17 protein-coding genes are annotated in these 18839 nt (G+C 63.9%); 12 read left to right on the forward strand and 5 right to left on the reverse strand.

The features are described from left to right. The first annotated feature begins 22 nt into the window (after positions 1-22). The 4 genes from ACB030_RS03675 to ACB030_RS03690 all read left to right on the forward strand — a co-directional run bounded on the left by ACB030_RS03675 (position 23) and on the right by ACB030_RS03690 (position 4803). Positions 23-1075 (forward strand): FecCD family ABC transporter permease, encoded by a 1053-nt coding sequence (locus tag ACB030_RS03675; protein WP_371158105.1) that lies wholly within the window; start codon positions 23-25, stop codon positions 1073-1075. Beyond that, positions 1068-1835, forward strand: a complete 768-nt coding sequence (locus ACB030_RS03680) for an ABC transporter ATP-binding protein (RefSeq protein ID WP_371158107.1) — start codon at positions 1068-1070, stop codon at positions 1833-1835. Before ACB030_RS03675 ends, ACB030_RS03680 begins: the two co-directional genes overlap by 8 nt. Before the next feature lie 64 nt (positions 1836-1899). Further along, a complete protein-coding gene (locus ACB030_RS03685; protein ID WP_371158109.1) occupies positions 1900-3129 on the forward strand; it encodes an MFS transporter in 1230 nt (409 codons plus the stop codon). 348 nt (positions 3130-3477) lie between these two features. Next, positions 3478-4803 carry a hypothetical protein gene (locus ACB030_RS03690; protein ID WP_371158111.1) on the forward strand — a complete coding sequence of 442 codons (1326 nt, stop codon included), beginning with the start codon at positions 3478-3480 and terminating at the stop codon, positions 4801-4803. A gap of 250 nt (positions 4804-5053) precedes the next feature. On the opposite strand, the gene ACB030_RS03695 is transcribed toward ACB030_RS03690, so the two are convergent. From ACB030_RS03695 to fadI, 5 genes are all read right to left on the reverse strand, one after another. Then, the gene (locus ACB030_RS03695; protein ID WP_139434631.1) at positions 5054-5938 is read right to left on the reverse strand and encodes an AEC family transporter; all 885 of its coding nucleotides are present in this window, start codon (positions 5936-5938) and stop codon (positions 5054-5056) included. A 12-nt stretch (positions 5939-5950) separates the two neighbouring features. Then, positions 5951-6508, reverse strand: a complete 558-nt coding sequence (locus ACB030_RS03700; protein ID WP_043129908.1) for a YaeQ family protein — start codon at positions 6506-6508, stop codon at positions 5951-5953. Between the two features lie 188 nt (positions 6509-6696). Beyond that, positions 6697-6837 (reverse strand): TIGR02808 family protein, encoded by a 141-nt coding sequence (locus ACB030_RS03705; protein WP_005325161.1) that lies wholly within the window; start codon positions 6835-6837, stop codon positions 6697-6699. A 291-nt stretch (positions 6838-7128) separates the two neighbouring features. Then, on the reverse strand, positions 7129-9276 hold the full coding sequence (gene fadJ / locus ACB030_RS03710) for a fatty acid oxidation complex subunit alpha FadJ (protein ID WP_371158114.1): 2148 nt from the start codon (positions 9274-9276) through the stop codon (positions 7129-7131). Continuing rightward, on the reverse strand, positions 9276-10586 hold the full coding sequence (gene fadI, locus ACB030_RS03715) for an acetyl-CoA C-acyltransferase FadI (RefSeq protein ID WP_005325159.1): 1311 nt from the start codon (positions 10584-10586) through the stop codon (positions 9276-9278). The genes fadJ and fadI overlap by 1 nt, the downstream gene beginning before the upstream one ends. Before the next feature lie 194 nt (positions 10587-10780). On the opposite strand from fadI, the gene ACB030_RS03720 reads away from it, so the two are divergent. The 8 genes from ACB030_RS03720 (at position 10781) to ACB030_RS03755 (ending at position 18722) form a co-directional block, all read left to right on the forward strand. After that, positions 10781-11731 carry an AAA family ATPase gene (locus ACB030_RS03720; protein ID WP_371158117.1) on the forward strand — a complete coding sequence of 317 codons (951 nt, stop codon included), beginning with the start codon at positions 10781-10783 and terminating at the stop codon, positions 11729-11731. Between the two features lie 153 nt (positions 11732-11884). Further along, a complete protein-coding gene (locus ACB030_RS03725) occupies positions 11885-12775 on the forward strand; it encodes a DUF58 domain-containing protein (RefSeq protein ID WP_371158119.1) in 891 nt (296 codons plus the stop codon). Next, positions 12760-13323: a DUF4381 family protein gene (locus ACB030_RS03730; RefSeq protein WP_371158120.1), complete on the forward strand. Its 564-nt coding sequence runs from the start codon at positions 12760-12762 to the stop codon at positions 13321-13323. Before ACB030_RS03725 ends, ACB030_RS03730 begins: the two co-directional genes overlap by 16 nt. Beyond that, a complete protein-coding gene (locus ACB030_RS03735; protein ID WP_371158122.1) occupies positions 13320-14297 on the forward strand; it encodes a VWA domain-containing protein in 978 nt (325 codons plus the stop codon). The genes ACB030_RS03730 and ACB030_RS03735 overlap by 4 nt, the downstream gene beginning before the upstream one ends. Positions 14298-14318: 21 nt before the next feature. Next, a complete protein-coding gene (locus ACB030_RS03740) occupies positions 14319-15794 on the forward strand; it encodes a VWA domain-containing protein (RefSeq protein ID WP_371158124.1) in 1476 nt (491 codons plus the stop codon). A 29-nt stretch (positions 15795-15823) separates the two neighbouring features. Then, complete coding sequence (locus ACB030_RS03745) at positions 15824-17359, forward strand: hypothetical protein (protein WP_371158271.1); 1536 nt, start codon at positions 15824-15826, stop codon at positions 17357-17359. Positions 17360-17398: 39 nt separating this feature from the next. After that, positions 17399-17989 carry a sigma-70 family RNA polymerase sigma factor gene (locus tag ACB030_RS03750; protein WP_139438325.1) on the forward strand — a complete coding sequence of 197 codons (591 nt, stop codon included), beginning with the start codon at positions 17399-17401 and terminating at the stop codon, positions 17987-17989. Then, positions 17982-18722, forward strand: a complete 741-nt coding sequence (locus ACB030_RS03755) for a DUF3379 domain-containing protein (RefSeq protein ID WP_371158126.1) — start codon at positions 17982-17984, stop codon at positions 18720-18722. The genes ACB030_RS03750 and ACB030_RS03755 overlap by 8 nt, the downstream gene beginning before the upstream one ends. Positions 18723-18839: the final 117 nt, after the last annotated feature.

Raw genomic sequence — 18839 nt, forward strand, 5'->3', positions numbered from 1 at the left:
TGCCCGTTTCAGGATGGTTATCATGAATGATTTGGCTGCCCTCCAGCAGACCCTCACCCGCCAGCGACAACGGGAGCGCCGTCGCTGGCACTGGCTGGCGCTGCTCAGCCTGGTGCTGTGCATTACCCTGGTGCTCGACATCGCCACCGGCCCCTCCCTGCTACCCCTTGGCGAAGTGGTCGATGCCCTGCTCTCCCCCGCCCAAGCGGACTCCATGACCCGCACCATAGTCCATGACATGCGCCTGCCCATCGCCCTGATGGCCCTGGTGGTCGGCGCGTCGCTGGGCCTTGGCGGCGTCCAGATGCAGACCCTGCTGGACAACCCTCTCGCCAGCCCCTTCACCCTGGGGCTCGCGGCCGCGGCCGGGCTTGGCGCCGCACTGGCGCTCTATACCGGCGGTCTCGGGCTGCCTCCCCTGATCGCCATTCCGGCCGGTGCCTTCATCCTGTGCATGTTTGCCGCCAGCCTCTTGTTTGGTCTGGCCATGATGCGCAACATCAGTAGCCAGACCCTGATCCTGGCGGGCATAGCCCTGCTGTTCCTGTTCCAGTCCCTGCTCTCCCTGCTGCAGTTCCTCTCCTCCCCCGAGCTCAACCAGCAGATCATGTTCTGGCTGTTTGGCAGCCTGATGCGTACCACCTGGGACTCCCTGATCATCACGGCCGCCGTCACCCTGATCTGCACCCTGCTCATCTACCGTGACGCCTGGGCCCTCACCAGCCTGCGTCTGGGGGAAGCCCGCGCCCGGAGCCTGGGGGTCAACGTGGACAGGCTGCGCATGAAGACCCTGATCCTGGTCGCCCTGCTCACCGCCACCGCCACCAGCTTCGTCGGCATCATCGGCTTCGTCGGCCTGGTGGCCCCCCACATAGCCCGCATGCTGGTGGGGGAAGATCAGCGCTTCCTGATCCCGCTCTCGGCCCTGTGCGGCGCCTGCATGCTGTCGGCGGCCTCGGTGCTCTCCAAGTCCATCATTCCGGGGGCCCTCTTTCCCATCGGCATCGTCACTGCGCTCATTGGCGTGCCCTTCTTCATCTGGCTGATCCTCGGCAGGGGGCGTAAACGTGCTTGAGATATCCCGACTCTCCCTCTCCCTCGGCCAGCAGACCCTGCTGCGGGAGCTCGACCTCACCCTGCACCCGGGTCAGGTCCATGTGATCATCGGCCCGAACGGGACCGGCAAGACCTCACTGCTGCGCACCCTGTTCGGTGAGCTGACCCCGGCCGCTGGCGACATCCGCCTGGGGGGTCAGAGTGCCCGCCAGATGACACAGGCCAAATGGCGCCAGCAGTTTGGCTACATGCCCCAGAACATCCAGCTGGAACTGGATCTCAGCGTCATCGAAGTGGTGGTGCTGGGGCGCCTCGACAGCCTCTCCATGCGCCTGGCGGACGAGGACATACTGGCGGCCGGTCGCGCCCTGCAGGCCCTTGGCATCGCCCATCTGGCGGATCGCCCCCTCTACTCCTTGAGCGGCGGCCAGCGGCAGATGGTGCTCTTTGCCCAGGTGCTGCTGCGCGATCCCCGCATCATGATGCTGGACGAGCCGGTCAGCGCCCTGGACCTGCATCACCAGATGCAACTGATGGAGCACCTCTGTGAGCAGACCCGGGAGCAGCAGTGGATCACCCTGGTGGTGCTGCACGATCTCAACCTGGCGGCCCAGTTTGCCGATCAGCTGATCGTGCTGGCGGGGGGCGATCTGCAAGCCTTCGGCCCCCCCGCCCGGGTGCTCGACGCCGATCTCATCGAGCGCCTCTATCAGGTGCCGGTGCAGATAAGCCACGATCAGAGCGGCATCCCCTTCCTTCGTACCCTGCGAAGACAATGATGACGAAACTTCCCATGACAGCGCCTGCGGTATGGCCCGCAACCGGCCCCCGGGTGCGCGCAAGATGAACGGCGCCTCCTACTGGCGGGACTGGCAGGGCATGAGCCCGGCCGCCCGCCTGCTCATCATCAATGGCCTGGCGTTCAATCTCGGCTTCTACATGATGCTGCCCTTCCTCGCCCAGCACATGGGTAGCGGACTTGGCCTCGCCGGCTGGGCCTGCGGCCTGGTCATGGGGATGCGGGTCTTCAGCCAGCAGGGGCTTTTCCTCTTGGGGGGGACCCTTGGGGATCGCATCGGCTATCACCCCGCCATCGTCTGGGGTTGCCTGGTGCGCTCGGTCGGTTTCCTGCTGCTGGGCTGGGCCGAGTCCCTGCCCATACTGCTGCTGGCGGCGATCCTGACCGGTTTTGCCGGGGCCCTCTTCACTCCCTGCGCCCAGGCCTATCTCGCCAGCGAATGCAGCGCGCCCGATCAGCGTCAGCGCGCCTTCGCCCTGCACAATCTCGCCAGCCAGGCGGGCATGCTGCTCGGCCCCTTGGTCGGCCTGGCCCTGACCCAGCAGAGCTATGCCCTGACGGGCTTGTTGGCGGCTAGCCTGTTCGCCCTGCTCGGGGTGCTGCAGTATCGGGTGCTGCCCAAGCGCCCGGCGGTCAACCAGAGCCCGCGCGGCGCCATCTTGCGCCAATGGCGTGAGATCCTGCGCCAGCGCCCCTTTATGCTGTTCACCCTGCTCGCGGGCAGCTACCAGATCCTGTTCCACCAGCTCTATCTCGCCCTGCCCGCCCATATCCAGAGCCTGCCGGACGCCACCCAGCTGCTCGGCGGCGTCTTCACCCTCTCGGCGGTGATCGGCGTCCTGCTCCAGCTGCCGGCGTCCCGTCTGGTGGAGCAGCGCCTGGGGGTGCCGCTCGCCATGGGGCTGGGGATCGGGGTGATGGGGATGAGCTACCTGGCCCTGCCGCTGCTCTCCCCCTGGCCGACGGCGGGGGTCCTGGCGCAGGTGGCCTTGCTCTCGCTCGGCTCCATCCTCTGCTTCCCGCTCTTTGCCGCCCTGCTGCCCCGCTACGCCCCCCCTGAGCAACTCGCCAGCTACTACGGCTTCTATGCCAGCGCCGGGGGCTGCATGGCGCTCTTTGGCAACCTGCTGATAGGTGTCATGCTGGGGGATGCAGGCAGCCGCCCCGCCACCGCCATCTGGCTGCTGCTGGCCCTCGTCGGCCTGCTGGCCGGGATAGGCCTCTATACCCAGCAGCGCAGAAGCGGCCACAAGCAGGCAGCCATCAATAAATAAACAGGGCGGCCAAGGCCGCCCTGTTTTTATCCCATATTTCCACTCCGGCATTACTTCAAACTAATTACCCACTAATGAATAGAGCTATGCGCTGTTATTGATAGCTATCTATCTAGGCATGTGTCTAACTCCTGTACCTGAGCCTCCTGCCCTGGGACCAGTTTTAGAGGGATTGAGGTAAAAATGGACGTTTCCTATGCGATTAGAATACGACCAATCATAAAGAAATAGACGAAGGGATAAATTTATGATGGATTATTGACAGACACCACAGAAAAGTAGCCTTTTGTCAATTATGCTTTGCGTCTCTACCCCTCGGCCTGTTGCTAGAATTATTTGGAGAAAAGTATGTCAGCTCTGATACCAAAACCTCCTGCTCCTACGCTACCAGCCCTCCCTGAAACAGTATTACCAGCAATAACAGCATTAACTAATTCCCTTGGTATACCTCGGACCGTTCTTGCTAGCGATGAGGAAATTGAGTACGCATGGCGCGATTTACCAAGAGAACTCAGGGAAATTCCAGTACCATTAAGGGGGGAACTAGTTGCAAGAATGTGTGTAGCAGTGAGTACCGGTCTATTCGATGGCGCAATGAACTATATTTGGAATGCAGCAATTATTCAGTTGCGTACAAAAATACGTAATTTTGGCCTTCCTATTGTTGCTCAAATTCTTCAAGTAGACTTTGAGGATAAGCATCTCCTTGAACTACAAGACAGTCGTCTTCTTGAATTATGTTTAAAGCTAAATCTTGTAGATGAAGACGGATATTTTTTCTTAGATCAATGCAGGGATGTAAGGAATAATTTTTCTGCTGCACATCCAACAATTGGGAAAGTTAATGATAGAGAGTTCACAACATTTCTAAACCGATGTGTAAGATATGCTCTCGCGGATGCTTCATCTCCTAGAGGAGTTGATATTGGGGCATTCATAACTGCAGTAAAAGGGCCTCGTTTTAATGCCAATCAATGCGGTGTATGGGTTCAGAGGCTCAATGAAACACACGATGCACAACGCCAAATGCTCGTTGGGATGGTTCATGGTATCTATTGCGATCCCAATACATCTGAACCTGCTCGCCTTAATTCACTAGATGTCTGCAACGCACTCAAAGCAGGGTTTACTGCATCTCTACGTTCGGATTTAGTCAATAAACACAGTGAATATGCAGCAAAAGGAGATGAGCCTAGGCATACAGCGTCTCTACAGTTTTTTGAAAAAATTGGCTCACTAATTCTGCTTAACGAATCTGAACAACATGTCATTTTTTCTCGTGCAACTGAGCGTCTTTGGAATGTTCATAATGGGATGAACAATTTCTACAACGAACCTCCATTTGCGGAGCGATTACTTGAGCTATCCCAGCAAGGGGCAGTACCTGAAACAGTACAAGAGCAATTTGTGCAAACTGTTGTTTGCTGCAATATAGGAAATGGTTATGGAGTATCATGGGCAGCTGTAGTTAGCTATGAACAAATAATCAAGTCATTTTCGCCCCGTGAAATTGCCACAATGATAAGGTTGGCAGCGACACCAGAATCTACACTGGGCCGTAGGATCGCACATATACCATCCTGCAGACAAAGATTTAAACAAAACTTGACTCTTATTGATCCTGCCAGTGTGCCAAATGGTGTCCGAACTGATTACGACAGATTTTTACGATAAAGATACTAAGTATCTTGTTCATTAGAATCGGCGGGCTACCCCGCCGTTCTTCTATCAACCCCTTTCACTATCTCTGGTCAATTTTACATAGAATAGAAGAATACCATCCCGCCATATAGGGCCAGCAATCCAATAGACCAATAGACCAATAGACCAATAGACCAATAGACCAATAGACCAATAGACCAATAGACCAATAGACCAATAGACCAATAGACCAATAGAATTTCCCCACCTTCTTTTTCAATCGTCAACTCCCCAGATGCAAGGCCAGCCAGACCGCCAGGGGGATCACCACCACGGAGAGCGCATTGCCGCCGAGCACTATGCTGGCCACCTTGTCGGGCTGGCACTGGTACTGCTCACAAAGCATGTAATTGAGCACCGCCGGGGGCAGCGCCACCGAGAGCATCAGCAGCGGTATCCAGGCAGGCTCCAGGGGCAGCAACCAGACGGCGATGCCAAGGGAGATCCCCCCCGCCAGCAGATAGAGCAGGTTGCATTTGAGCGCCAGCCCCAGGTGGCCCAGCTCCCCCTCCATCAGCCTAACCCCCAAGGCAAACAGCATCAGGGGCACCGCTATCTGGCCGAGCAGGGAGGCGCTGGTCACCAGGTAGTCCGGCAGCGGGATCTGCAGGTTGGCCACCAGCAGCCCGGCGAAGGCGGCCCAGAGCACGGGGCTTTTCAGCCAGCCCCAGCGGGAGCTGCTCGCGGAGAGGATAAACATGCCCACCGAGAAGTGGAGCAGGTTGGAGAGCACGAAGAGGATGACGATGGCGCCGAGCTGCTGCTCGCCAAAGGCCAGCACCATCAGCGGGATGCCGAGGTTGCCGGTGTTGCGAAACATGGCGGGCAAGATCAGCGCCGCTCTCTCTATCCCCTTGAGTTTGAGCAGTGAGAGCAGCAAGCCCGGCAGCAGGATCACCAGGGCCCCGGCCGCGATCAGCGGCAGATGGGCCGCCAGATCCAGGGGGTACTTCACCAGCGCCGAGAAGACCAGCGCCGGGGAGAAGAGCTCTATGTTGGCCCGGTTGATATAACCGAGTTCGGCTCCCCCGCGCAGCCGCCCGTAGAGGGCGCCAAGGCCCGCCACCGCAAACACCGGGATGACGATATCGAGCAGGGCACTGAGCATGGGGAGTCCGTCTTAGAGTTCGCGGGCGGGGCGTCCCATCAGCACCACGGGATCCAGGGTGACCTCCAGGGTGCCGTTGCTGACCCAGAGCTGGCCGTCCGAGATGGTGCAGGTGAGCTGCATGGTGCGCTCCACCATGGCGGTCAGGGGCAGGGTCTGGCTGTCGGATAGCTCGATCACGGTGAGGTTGTCGTGCAGGCCGAGCTTGCCCTGGTTCTGCTTCCACCAGACGCTGGTGCCGCGGCCACCGTAGAGATAGAGCACCACCTGACGGGAGCGGTTGCACGCCTTCTTGAGGCGCTTCTCGTCGGGCTGGCCGAGTTCAATCCAGAGCTCGATCTCGTCGGAGTAGTTCTTGCGCCAGAGCTCGGGCTCGTCGTCCGCCGAGAGTCCCTTGGTGAACTCCAGCCGCTCGGCGGCATGCCAGGCAAAGGCCGCCAGCCGGATCATCATCCGCTCGTCGGTCTCGGAGGGGTGACGGGCCAGGGTGAGGGAGAAGTCCTGATAGAGATTGCGGTCCATGTCAGACAAGCTGATCTGGGCCTTGAAGATGGTTGCCTTGAGCGCCATAGAAATCGTGAACACCTGATAAAAGAGAAAAGGGCGGACATGCCGGGCGCCAGTGTAATCAAAATGGCCGCCGGGTTCGACCATATTGACCACAGTTTCCCCACTTGGGCCTGGATAAGTGCTTTAAAAGACACATAAAACAAATGCCAGTCCGAGGACTGGCATTTGGCAGCATCAACGAGAGTGACTCACTTCTCGGCGGACTTGACCCCGAAGGCATTGAGCAGCAGGCAGCAGGTCACTGCCACGGCCACGAAGCCGCTCAGGAAGATAAAGGGCATGGCCCCGTATCCCAATATGTTCCAGATGGTTTGTTCAAGCAGACTCATAGTGTGTCCTTCATCCAGTGAAATGGGTGTCCCTTTCGTGACGGAGTAGTCCCCGTTCCTGATAAGGCTATTTGACCTCAACCGGCGCCTGAGTCCTATGCCACCAAAGTAATAAATGGGGCACCAGTTTGCGCCAGATCAATGATTTGGCCCCTGATGTGTCGCTTTTTTACCCATGGGGCGAGCGTTCTCCCCTTCCCAGCCCCCGATCAGGCAATAAAAAGCGAGGCGACCCCGGGGTCGCCTCGCGTGCTTTCTAGGCTGCTCGCCGCTGATCAGTAGAAGCGCGGCTCAGTAGAAGCGCTGCTGCTCCGCCGCCATCGCCTTGAGGCGTGCGCAGGGGGCGAACCTATCGCCGTGACGCTTCTGGTAGAACTCGAGGCGCCCCACCAGGTGATCGATACCGAGGCTGTCCATGTAGCGGAAGGGACCGCCCAGGAAAGGCGGGAAGCCGATGCCGAAGATGGCGCCGATGTCGCCGTCACGGGGCGAGGCCACCACGCCGCTGTCGAGTGCCATGGCCGCTTCGTTGAGCATCAGCAACACGCAGCGCTCGGCGATCTCCTGGCGAGCCAGCTTGGGGGACGGCTTGACCCCGAGCACGGCGTAGACGCTCTCGTCCACCGTCTTCTTGCCCTCCTTGCCGGTGAGGCGGTTGCGCGGCGCCGCCTTGCCGTAGAGGTAGAAGCCCTTGCCATTCTTGCGCCCCTTGCGATCGTCTTGCAGCAGCTTGTCAAAGGCCTTGGGGGCCTGGAACTGCTCGCCGCCGAGCTCTTTCTCGAGGATGGGGGAGATCTTGGCCCCCACGTCGATACCGACCTCATCGAGCAAGGTGATGGGACCGACCGGGAAGCCGAAGTCCAGCAGGGCGCCGTCCAGCACCTCCACCGGCTCCCCTTCCAGCACCAGGCGCGCCGCCTCGTTCATGTAGGGGGCCAGGATGCGATTGACGTAGAAGCCCGCCTCGTCTTTCACCACGATAGGCGTCTTGCCCTGGGCACGGGCGAAGGCCAGGGTGGTGGCCACCGTCTCGGGGCTGGTGCCCGCGTGGGGGATGATCTCGGCCAGCGGCATCTTGTCCACCGGGCTGAAGTAGTGCAGCCCCACCACCCGCTCCGGATGGGCGGCATTGGCCGCTATCTGGTGAATGGGCAGGGAGGAGGTGTTGGAGGCAAAGACGGTGTGTTCACCGCACTCGCGCTCCACGTCCGCCACCATCTGGTGCTTGAGGGCGAGATCTTCAAATACCGCCTCCACCACCATGTCCACCCGATGGAAACCGGCGTAATCCAGGGTGCCGGTGAGCAGGCTCATCTGCTTCTCCAGCTCGCTGCGCAGCAGTTGGCGGCGCTTGAGCTTCCTGGCCAGCAGGTCATAGCTGTAACGCATGGCGTTGCCGATGCCGGCGCTCGCCACATCCTTGATCCGCACCGGCACTCCGGCCTTGGTGGCGGTGACGAAGGCGATGCCGCCCCCCATCAGGCCCCCGCCCAGCACGGCGGCATGGGCCACCTTGCGTGGCTCGGCCCCCTGATAGGTGACCTCTTTTTTCATCTCTGTGGTGGCGAAGAAGATAGAGCGCAGGGCGGCGGATTCCGCCGTCATCACCAGCTCGCCGAAGTGGCGGGACTCGGCGGCAAGGCCGGCCTGCATCCCCTCCTCCACGCCGATGCGCACCACCTCGAGGATCCGCTCAGGGGCAGGGTAGTTGCCGCGGGTCTTGGCCTTGACCCCCTTGCGGGCCTGATCGAACAGCACCTTGCGACCCAGGGCATTGGTCTCCAGCACCTTGCCCTGCAGATCCCGCTTCAGCTGATGGCGGGGCTTGCCCTTCTTGGCAAGCTTGATGGCGGCCTCCAGCAGGATGGAAGGCGGCACCACATCGTCCACCAGCCCCAATTTTTTGGCCTGCTTGGCCCGCACCTGCTTGCCGGTCAGCATCAGATCCAGCGCCTTGGCCACCCCGATGAGGCGCGGCAGCCGCTGGGTACCGCCGGAGCCCGGCAGCAGGCCGAGCTGTACTTCCGGCAGGCCCAGCACCGTTTTGCCGTGTTCGGTCACCACCCGGCCATGGCAGGCGAGCGCCAGCTCCAGCCCGCCACCCAGGCAGGGGCCGTGAATGGCGGCGATCACCGGGATGGTCAGCGCCTCGATCTCGGCGAAGACCACCTGCCCGGCCCGCGACAGCGCTTCGGCATCCTGGGCGCTGGTGCAGGCCGCCAGCATGCTGATGTCGGCCCCGGCGATGAAGGAGTCCTTCTTGCCGGAGACGATCACCAGGCCGATCAGATCGCGGTTCGCCTTTACCTCGGCCAGCACGGCGCGGATCTCGTCTGCGAAGGCGGCCTTCAGGGTGTTCATGCTCTCACCGGGCACATCCATGCACAGGATGCCGATGCCGTCTTTGCGAATATCCAGTGAAAAAGTCTTAGCGCTCATCATTCAACCTCCAGCACCATGGCCACACCCAGCCCACCCGCCGCACAGGCGGTGTTGAGCCCCAGTCCCCCACCCCGACGCCGCAGCTCGTGCAGGGTCTGGGTGATCATGCGCGCACCGGTTGCGGCAAAGGGGTGGCCATAGGCCAAAGAGCCGCCGAGGACGTTGAACTTGTCCATGTCCACCTCGCCGATGGCCTGATCCCGGCCCAATTTGTCGCGGGCAAATTCGGCACTTGCAAACATCTTGAGGTTGGCCAGGGTCTGGGCGGCAAAGGCTTCGTGCATGTCGATGAGGGTCAGATCGGCCAGCGTGATGCCGGCGCGGTCCAGCGCCAGCGGCGTGGCATAGGAGGGACCCATCAGCATGTCCTGCCAGACGTCGATGGCGGAAAACGCGAAGCTGCGGATGTAACCCAGCGGCTCCAACCCCAACTCCTTCGCCCGCCCTTCGCGCATCAGCAGCACGGCGGCGGCGCCGTCGGTGAGCGGGGTGGCGTTGGCAGCGGTGACCGAACCATGCAGCCGGTCAAACACCGGCTTGAGCTTGGCGTAGCTCGCCAGATCCGAGCTTTCGCGGATATTGTTGTCCCGCTCCAGCGGCGACTTGTAGGGGGGCACGTGGGCGGTGAACACCTCACCACTGAGCTTGCCCTCGGCCCAGGCTTGCGCCGCCAGCGTATGGGAGCGGTGGGCCAGGGCATCTTGCGCCTCGCGGCTGATCTGGTGGCTCTTGGCCATCTGCTCGGCGGTCTGCCCCATGGAGAGACCGGTGGAGTACTCGGCCACCGCGGGCGGCACCGGCATCAAGTCTTTCAAGCGCAGACGACGCAGAATATTGAAACGCTGCTGCAGATTACGCGCCTTGTTGAGATCCACCAGGGCGCGGGCCAGGGTCTTGCTCACCCCGATGGGGAGCACGGAGGAGGAGTCGGCGCCGCCGGCGATGGCGATGTCGACCGTGCCGGCCATGATGGATTCGGTGACGTTGGCCACCGCCTGGAAACTGGTGGCGCAGGCGCGCGACACGCTATAGGCATCTGTGCTGACGCTCATGCCGGTGCCGAGCACTATCTCCCGGGCGATGTTGGGCGCTTCCGGCATCTGGACCACCTGGCCGAACACCAGCTGGTCGATAAGCTTGGGATCGAGATCGGTGCGGGCGAGCATCTCGCTCACCACCAGTTTGCCGAGATCCACCGCAGGCACGCCGTGGAAGGCGGTGGCCTGCTTGGCAAAGGGGGTTCGCAGACCCGCCACGACGGCAATCCGTTCGCCCTGGCGAGTCGTCAGTTTCAATGGCTGTTTCATCCTGGCTCCTTGGTTAAACGAGAAGATTAAAAGGAAGAGGTCTGACCTCATTGCGCCACATCTTAACAATCCACTCACAACTTTCATACAGCTGATTGAAACTAAATTGCCGCCATCTTGCCACCCTCCCTCGCCCTTGGGGGCCAACTGGAGTATAAAAAGATCAACTTCTATGAAAACAACGGGTTCATTACATGGCAGCGGCCGAATTCAGAGCGCTTGGGGACTATCTTGGCAGTCAAATTCTGGGACAGGGCTCCCTCATCGAGGGGCTGCTGATCGCCTTGCTATGTGAAGGACATGTGTTGATCGAGGGCGCCCCCGGCCTTGCCAAGACCCGGGCAGTCAAGGCGCTGGCCGGCGCCGTCGAGGGGCGCTTCGCCCGCATCCAGTTCACCCCCGACCTGCTTCCCGCCGATCTCACCGGCAGCGAGGTGTTTCACCCGCAAGATGCCAGCTTCGTGTTCCAGCCCGGCCCCCTGTTCAACCACCTGGTGCTGGCGGACGAGATCAACCGGGCCCCGGCCAAGGTGCAGTCCGCCCTGCTGGAGGCCATGGCCGAGCACCAGATCACCGTGGGCAAGAAGAGCTGGCGCCTGCCGCCGCTCTTTATGGTGGCGGCGACCCAGAACCCCATAGAGCAGGAGGGCACCTATCCCCTGCCGGAGGCCCAGCTCGATCGCTTCCTGCTCAAACTCATGGTGGATTACCCCAGCCCCGCCATGGAGCTCGCCATCTTGCAGCTCAACGCCGGGGGCGAGGCGCTGCCGCCGCCCCCCGTGACCCTGAGCCAGGCCGCCTTGCTCTCGGCCCGCAGCGCGGTGCAGGCCGTGCAGATGCAGAGCCGGCTCGAGCACTATCTGGTGCAGCTGATCTGTGCCACCCGCCCCGGCAGCGGCCTCTGCCCCGAGCTCGAACCCCTCATTGCGGTAGGCGCCAGCCCAAGGGCCAGCATAGGCCTGGCCCGCGCCGCCCGCGCCCGGGCTTGGCTTGCAGGGCGCGACTTCGTGCTGCCGGAAGACATCCAGCAGCTGGCCCCGGCCATCTTGCGCCACCGCCTCATCCCCAGCTATCAGGCCCTGGCGGACAATCTCGACAACGATACCCTGATCGCCCGCTTGCTGGATCTTATCCCATGCCCCTGACAGCGCGCCGTTCATCGCCACCGCTTAATCCCCAGCTATCAGGCCCTGGCGGACAACCTCGACAACGACACCCTGATCGCCCGCTTGCTGGATCTCATTCCATGTCCCTGACTGCGCGCCAGCCCTGTGCCATGCCCCTGATGATCGGCCCCCATGACCAGATCCGCTGATCCCCGCGCCCATCCCGACATCGCCCTGTCCCTGGCCCAGTTGCTGGCCATCCGGCTCTGGGCGAGGCAGGGTCAGCGGGCGCGCATTCACCTGGCCCGTCAAGGGCGGCTCGGGCGACAGCCGGGCCTGAATTTTCGTGAGCTGCGCCTCTATCAGGCCGGGGACGAGGTGCGCCACATCGACTGGCGGGTCACCGCCCGCCTCGGCCGCCCTCACACCCGGCTGTATGCCGAGGAGCAGGAGCAGGCTCACTGGCTGCTGCTGGACCTCTCCCCCGCCATGTATTTCGGCTCTGGCTCCCAGCTCAAGGCCCGCCTCGGCTGCGAGCTTGCCGCCGCCTTGCTGTGGCAGGGGGAGAAGCAGGCAAACACCCTGGTCTGCCACGGGGTGGAGACCCGCAGCGAGTCTCAGCGTGACTCCCTGATCCCCCTGCTGGAGGCACTCTGTCACCACTATGAGGCGGGGCTGGATCGCGCTCCCCTGCCTCACTCCCTGGCCCAGACCCTGGCGCGCCTCAGCCTGCCCCATGGCGCCAGACTGACAGTGATCAGCCACCATCAGCCCCTTGATCAGGGGCTCAGCCAGCAGTTGCAACGCCTCGGCCAGCGCCACGACATCCACTATTGGCAGATCCGGGATCCCCTGGAGGCGGCCCTGCCCGAGCAGGGGCAACTGGCGGTGCAATCGGGCAAGCGCAGCGGCTGGCTCGATGCCGGTCAGACCCTCTTTCGCTGGCGCTACCAGGAAGCGGCAAGGCAGCAGGCCGATGCCTGCCAGCAGCAGCTGTTGCCCCTGGTACAGCGCCTCTACCGCCTCGACAACGGTTTGCCCCTGCAACGCCAGTGGCAGGAGGCTGGATGCCGTCTGTTCTGAGCGCAGCCCAAAGCGCCCCCCTCCAGCACCCGCCTGGGGAGATCTCCTCGCTGACGCGGCTTCAGGAGATCCAGGGGCAGCTTCGCGACATCCATCCGGGTCCTCCTCTGGAGAGCGCTAGCGATCCCCGTCTGCTGGCCTGGGGCTGGCTGCTGATCGCCGTGCTCGCCGCCTTGCTGATCGGGGCCACCATAAACACCCTGTGGCGTCAGCGCCGCTGGGCACGCCAGATAGACTGGCAGGCCGCCGATCTGGTGCCTGGCCTGCACGCCGCCCTGAGAGAGGCGGCCATCGCCCGCTGGCCAGAGGCGCGTTCCCTGCAAGGGGAGGAGTGGCTCGCCTGGCTCGACCGCCAGGGAGGCTGCCATTTTGGCGAGTTCGCCCGCCAGTGGCCGGGCTGGCTCTATGGCTCAGCCACGCCGGACACAGCGCAGCGGGCACGGCTGCGCCTTGCCTACCTCAACTGGGGGCGCCGCTGCGTCAGTGCACCACGCTGGATGGCGCGCCCTGTGTTGTGGCGCCGCCCCCGCAGAGGAGGGGCCAGATGATCCTCGCCTGGCCCTGGTTTGCCCTCGCCCTGGCATTGCCGCTGCTGGTGCGCTTCGGCCTGCCCCCGCTCTCTCGCACCGGCCGCGCCAGGCTGATCCATGCCGGCTTCCCCCTGCTGCTGCCCCAGGCCGGGCAACCCCTGTGGCGCATGGCCCTGTGCTGGTGTGCCCTGGTGCTGGCCCTGTGCCGCCCCCAGTGGCAGGAGCCCCCCCTCATCCACTACCAGGCCAGCCGGGATCTCATCCTGGCGGTGGATCTCTCCGACAGCATGCACACCCAGGACATGCTGGATGAGGGGGAGCAGCGCGATCGCCTCTCTGCGGTGCGCCAGCAGATAACGCAGCTCATCGGAGAGCGACCCGGCGATCGCATCGCCCTCATCGTCTTTGCGGATCACGCCTACCTGCTCTCCCCCCTGACCCAGGAGACCCGGGCCCTGCTGGCACTGACCCGCGAGCTCGATTTCGATCTGGTGGGGCGCACCACGGCGCTCGGCGAGGCCATACTGCTGGCCCGCCAGCACGCCGACCCCGCCCGTCCCACCGCCCTGCTGCTGGTGACGGACGGACGCAACACCGCGGGCAACGCAGAGCCCCTGACCGAAGCCAGGCGGGCCGCCGCCGCAGGCATCCGCCTCTATACCCTGGGGGTGGGGGCCGATCCCGACACCTTTGCCTCCCCCCTGGGAGGGGCAGATCCCAGCGCCGAGCTGGATGAACCCTTGTTGCAGCAACTGGCCGAGCTGGGCCATGGCCGCTATTTTCGCGCCCGCAGCCAGGCCGATCTCTCGGCCATCAATCAGGCCATAGACACTTTGGAGCCGGCCGCCCGCCCGCAGACCCTCTATCGTCCTCACCATGAGCTCTACCCCTGGCCCCTGGCGCTGGCCTGGCTGCTGCTGGTGTGGCCGGCCCGACTGCGCTGGCCGGGGCGGCGAACGGACAGAGAACCGCCGGAGCCGCCCCATGAATAAGTGGCTTGAAGGGGCGTCATCATGGAGCTGATGCTGCTGCGCCCGCTCTGGCTGCTGGCCCTGCTGCCCTGGCTGTGGCAGGGGTGGCGCCGTCGTCGGCAGCGCCCCTTGCTGGCCCCCGCCATGCAGGCCTATCTGTTGCCGACCCGGGGCCGGGCCATCCCCTGGCTCTGGCTGGCCACCCTGCCGGTGATCCTGGCACTCGCGGGTCCAGCCCTGCGCCAGCAGAGCCAGACCGTCAGCAGCCCGGCTCTGGATCTCTGGTTGCTGGATCTCTCAAGCTCCATGCAGGCCAAGGATCTACCCCCGGATCGGGCGACCCGGGTGCGCCTGCTGCTTCAGGACATGCTGGCCGAGGCGGCGGCCCGGCAGGCGCCCCATCCCCTCGGACTCATCCTGTTTGCCGGGGATGCCTACCTCGCCATGCCCCCTACCCGGGATCATCAGGCCATCTCGCTGCTGCTGCCGGACTTGCGCCCGGCCATCATGCCGCTTCAGGGCAGCGCACCGGAGCGGGCCGTGGCACTTGCCCTGGCGCAGATCCCCCCGGGCCAGCAGGCGCGCCTGCTGCTCATCACCGACGGCTTATCGGAGAGCCAGATGGCGCGCATCGCCGATCTCTGGCCCTGTCTGGATACCCTCTTCTGCCCGCAGTCACCGCCCCCCCGACTCGACATCCTGCTGGCCAATGCCGGCGAGAGCGCTGCGCTGCCCCCGCCCCCCGCCGAGGGATGGCGACTCGGCAGCGCCCTGGGGCAGACTCTGCCGGCACCGGACGGCGCCGCCATGGGGGATCTCGCGGCCAGCACAGGGGGAAGGCTGCAATGGCTGCAGGCCGGGCTCCCCTCCTTTGCCCCCCTGCCCATGAGCCAGACCCAGACCGGGACCCAGTCCCTCGATCTCGGCCCCTGGTTGCTGCTTCCTCTGCTGCCCCTGGCGCTGCTGGCCCGCATAGGGGCCCAGTGGTTGCTGCTGCTCATGGTGGTGATCTTCCCCCCGGCCCCCCTGCAGGCGGCGTCCGCCCCCTGGTGGCCCGCCCAGGAGGCGCCGGGCTGGCACGCCTTCTCCCAGGGGCGCTATCAGGAGGCGGCCCGCGCCTTCCAGGACCCCGTCTGGCAGGGCAATGCCTGGTACAGGGCCGCTGACTATGCCAGGGCCGTCGCCGCCTATGGCCGCGCCGACACGGCCACCGCCCACTACAACAGGGGCAATGCGCTGGTCTGGCTCGGGGATCTCAAGGGGGCCGAGCTGGCCTACCTGGCCGCCCTCAAGCGGGAGCCCGGGCACCAGGATGCCCTCCATAACCTGGCGTTGCTGCGGGCCAACTCCCCACAGGCGACCCCTTCTGCCCAGGCCCCCGAGAGCGGCGAGCCCCCCGAGCCCTCTGCCGCCCCGGACAACCCCCGCCCCCCGGCGCCCCCCGTGCTCTTGCTGGAGCAGCGGCTGCGCAAGGAGGCCGAGCGCCGCCCCCTTCTCAAGGTGGAGGAGCCCTGGTGATCCCCTGGCTGCGTTCACTCATCCGGTTGATGAAGGTGCCTAGCGGCTGCTGGTTGCTCGCCATGCTGCTGGCCGCCCAGGTACAGATCGCTCCAGTGCAGGCCGCCCCCCCTCGCGCCGAGCTGCTGGCGGGGGAGAGCGATCGCGACTGGCTGCTCGTCATCGAAGCCGACGGGCAGCTCAAGGGTGACGAGCTCAGCCTGCTCCCCCTGCTGCGCCAGTTTGCGGTGGGCCGGGTCAGCATCAGCCGCGTCAATACCGAGGTGAGCAGCCTGATCCGCTGGCAGATCCCGCTTCACCTGCTGGAGACCAGTCCCCGCCAGGTGCCTCCCTTGACCCTCGGCGCCGAACAGACGCCCGCGCTGCCCATTCCGACGCCCCCCCGGACGGGCACCCTGACGCCGCAACCCGAGACGCGTGTCTCCCCCATTGAGCTGCAGGCCAGGGTGCTGCATCAGGGCCCCCTCTACCCGGGGCAACCCTTCATCTATGAGCTGAGCCTCTGGCTGCCCGCCAACATGGAGGCCCCCAACCTCAGCGAGCCCCTCGGTCAAGGCTTCACCATACGCCGCCTCGGCGACGATCGTTGGGAGTCCCCCGCCAGCCCCGGCATGCCAGGGCGCCTGATCCGCAAGTGGCTGCTCCAGGCCAGGGAGCCCGGGCTGCATCCCCTGGAGTCCCCCCGCTTCCAGGGGCGATTGCCCCAGGACCCGGACACCGCCGCGCAAAACGACGCAGGGGATCTGCTCTCCGCCAGGGCGGCCACCCTCTTCGTCAAGGTGGACAAGGCACCGGTGGAGCCGGTGGCGAGCAGCCTGGTCCTGCGCCAGCAGTTCAGTCCGTCCAGGGGAGCCAGCGTCGGGGAGCCGGTGATCCGCACCCTCACCCTGGTGATGGAGGGAGGAGATGGCAACCGCCTGCCACAGATCCCGGCCCCGGCATTGCCACAGGGTCTTTCGATGAAACCGGACGGCGAGCAGCAGCAGGAGCGTTTCGTGGCCAAGGGGGCGCTGCGCTTCGAACGCCAGTGGCGCCAGGCCCTGACCGCACAAGCCCCAGGCAGCTATACCCTGCCCGCCGTGACCCTCGCCTGGTTCAACACCAGTACCGGGCGCATCGAGCAGGCCCGCCTGCCGGCGCAGACACTGCACATCGAGGGCGACGCCGCCCCTTCAGATCCCGCCAGGGCGCCCGGCACAGAGAGCCTCCTCTGGGTGCTGTGGGCGCTGCTGCTGCGCGCCCTGTGCCAAGGCGGGCCGCGCTGGCTCGCCTTCTATCGGCTGCAACGGGCCCTGGCGGCGCGGGAGCCTGACTTGGTCAGATGGGCCTTGCTGGCCTGGGCAGCGCTGCGCCGGGGGCAGCCTTGCCAGCACCTGGCCAGCCTGCCTTGGCATGGCGATCCCGCCATGGGCGCGCGACTCGATGATCTGGACAGGGCCTGTTTCGCCGCCCCTGGCGCCGCAAGCCAGGGGGTAGACTGGCAGGGGCTGGCCCGGGCGCTGTGCGCCAGGGAGACTTTTGCGATAGCCTATGTCCTCAGAAAACTGGCGTGGGCACGTCCCTGACGCCTGCGGCAAACCACTCATGAAAAAGGAATCGCATTCATGACGTTAGGTTTTTTTAGAAAAAAAAAGGCAGGAACGGGAAAGGATCCCTCGGCCACCCCGGTCTATGGGGATATGGCAGACAAACAAACGAAATACGAGGCCCTGGTGCACGCCCTGCACGGGGACATCTACCGCTACGCCTACTGGCTGTGCCGGGATCCCCAAGTCGCCGAGGATCTGGTGCAGGAGACCTTCCTGCGAGCCTGGAAGGCGCTCGACTCCCTGGTCGATGACAAGGCAGCCAAGGCCTGGCTCATCACCATATTGCGGCGGGAAAATGCCCGGCGCTTCGAGCGCAAGCAGTTCGATCTCGTCGATCTCGACGAGCATCCCCAAAGCGATCAGGATGCGCTGCACAGCGAGCAGGAGATGGAGCACGAGTGGCTCAGGCGCCACATCGCCCGCCTGCCCGACGAGTATCAGGAGCCCCTGCTGCTGCAGGTGCTGGGGGGATTCAGCGGCGAGGAGATCGCCGCCCAGCTAGGCCTGAACAAGAACACCGTCATGACGCGGCTGTTCCGGGCTCGCAACCAGATCAAAGAGGCCATGGAGGCTGCGCAGCAACAGAGAGGTCACACCAATGGATGAGCTTGAATTTCGCCGCCGGGCCATCACCCATCCCACGGACAGGGATCCTGCCTTCCTCGCCGCAGCAGAGGCGTCTGCCGCCAATCGCAAGCACCTGGACGAGATGAAGCAGCTCGATCGCAGCCTGCAACGGGCGATGGAGGTCGAGGTGCCCGCCGGTCTCGCCGGGCGGATCCTGCTCCGCCAGGCGATGGAAGCGGACGACGAGGTGGTGCCACTGCCCTCTGCGGCCAAAGGCAGAGGCTGGCGCCCCCTCGCCATGGCGGCCTCGGTCGCCTTCCTGCTCGGCATGAGTACCCGCTGGTTAAGCTGGCCACCGGCATCGGAGCCGCTGTCGCTGGCCCAGGTGGCCATGGCCCACGTCTATGGGGAGGAGCCCTTCATCCAGGGGGTGGATGAGAAGGTGAGCCTGCAGACCATCAACGCCAAGATGGAGAAATATGGCGCCACCCTGATGGGCATGCCGGGCATGAAGGTCACCTATGTCAATCACTGTGCCTTTTATCAGGGGCCGGCCCTGCACATGGTGCTTGAGGGCAAGATGGGCCCGGTCACCCTGTTCCTGGTGCCCAAGCATGTGCCACTCAGGATCCAGCCCGATTTTGCAGACGGTACCCTCAAGGGGGAGATACTCCCGCTCAAGGGGGCAAACATGGTGTTGATTGGAGACATGCAGGAGTCACTGGCCCCGGTTGCGAAGCAGCTTGAGTCACGCCTGCACTGGTCCATTTAACAGATCTTGACTGGGGCTGACCGGGCACCCGTCCCCTCCATACCACAGGCAGACACCGTCGTTGTCTGCCTGTTCATCTCAGAATCCCGACAACTTCCTGCTTGATACCCACCTGAA

Origin of the sequence: Aeromonas sp. S16(2024), from assembly GCF_041403065.1 — a bacterium.
Classification (GTDB): Bacteria; Pseudomonadota; Gammaproteobacteria; order Enterobacterales; family Aeromonadaceae; genus Aeromonas.

Bases quoted from the DNA above. Each gene is read 5' to 3' on its own strand.
- ACB030_RS03675 (WP_371158105.1), top strand. From the start codon at position 23: ATGAATGATTTGGCTGCCCTCCAGCAGACCCTCACCCGCCAGCGACAA.
- ACB030_RS03685 (WP_371158109.1), top strand. From the start codon at position 1,900: ATGAACGGCGCCTCCTACTGGCGGGACTGGCAGGGCATGAGCCCGGCC.
- ACB030_RS03690 (WP_371158111.1), top strand. From the start codon at position 3,478: ATGTCAGCTCTGATACCAAAACCTCCTGCTCCTACGCTACCAGCCCTC.
- ACB030_RS03695 (WP_139434631.1), bottom strand. From the start codon at position 5,938: ATGCTCAGTGCCCTGCTCGATATCGTCATCCCGGTGTTTGCGGTGGCG.
- ACB030_RS03700 (WP_043129908.1), bottom strand. From the start codon at position 6,508: ATGGCGCTCAAGGCAACCATCTTCAAGGCCCAGATCAGCTTGTCTGAC.
- ACB030_RS03705 (WP_005325161.1), bottom strand. From the start codon at position 6,837: ATGAGTCTGCTTGAACAAACCATCTGGAACATATTGGGATACGGGGCC.
- fadJ (WP_371158114.1), bottom strand. From the start codon at position 9,276: ATGAGCGCTAAGACTTTTTCACTGGATATTCGCAAAGACGGCATCGGC.
- fadI (WP_005325159.1), bottom strand. From the start codon at position 10,586: ATGAAACAGCCATTGAAACTGACGACTCGCCAGGGCGAACGGATTGCC.
- ACB030_RS03720 (WP_371158117.1), top strand. From the start codon at position 10,781: ATGGCAGCGGCCGAATTCAGAGCGCTTGGGGACTATCTTGGCAGTCAA.
- ACB030_RS03725 (WP_371158119.1), top strand. From the start codon at position 11,885: ATGACCAGATCCGCTGATCCCCGCGCCCATCCCGACATCGCCCTGTCC.
- ACB030_RS03730 (WP_371158120.1), top strand. From the start codon at position 12,760: ATGCCGTCTGTTCTGAGCGCAGCCCAAAGCGCCCCCCTCCAGCACCCG.
- ACB030_RS03735 (WP_371158122.1), top strand. From the start codon at position 13,320: ATGATCCTCGCCTGGCCCTGGTTTGCCCTCGCCCTGGCATTGCCGCTG.
- ACB030_RS03740 (WP_371158124.1), top strand. From the start codon at position 14,319: ATGGAGCTGATGCTGCTGCGCCCGCTCTGGCTGCTGGCCCTGCTGCCC.
- ACB030_RS03745 (WP_371158271.1), top strand. From the start codon at position 15,824: ATGAAGGTGCCTAGCGGCTGCTGGTTGCTCGCCATGCTGCTGGCCGCC.
- ACB030_RS03750 (WP_139438325.1), top strand. From the start codon at position 17,399: ATGACGTTAGGTTTTTTTAGAAAAAAAAAGGCAGGAACGGGAAAGGAT.
- ACB030_RS03755 (WP_371158126.1), top strand. From the start codon at position 17,982: ATGGATGAGCTTGAATTTCGCCGCCGGGCCATCACCCATCCCACGGAC.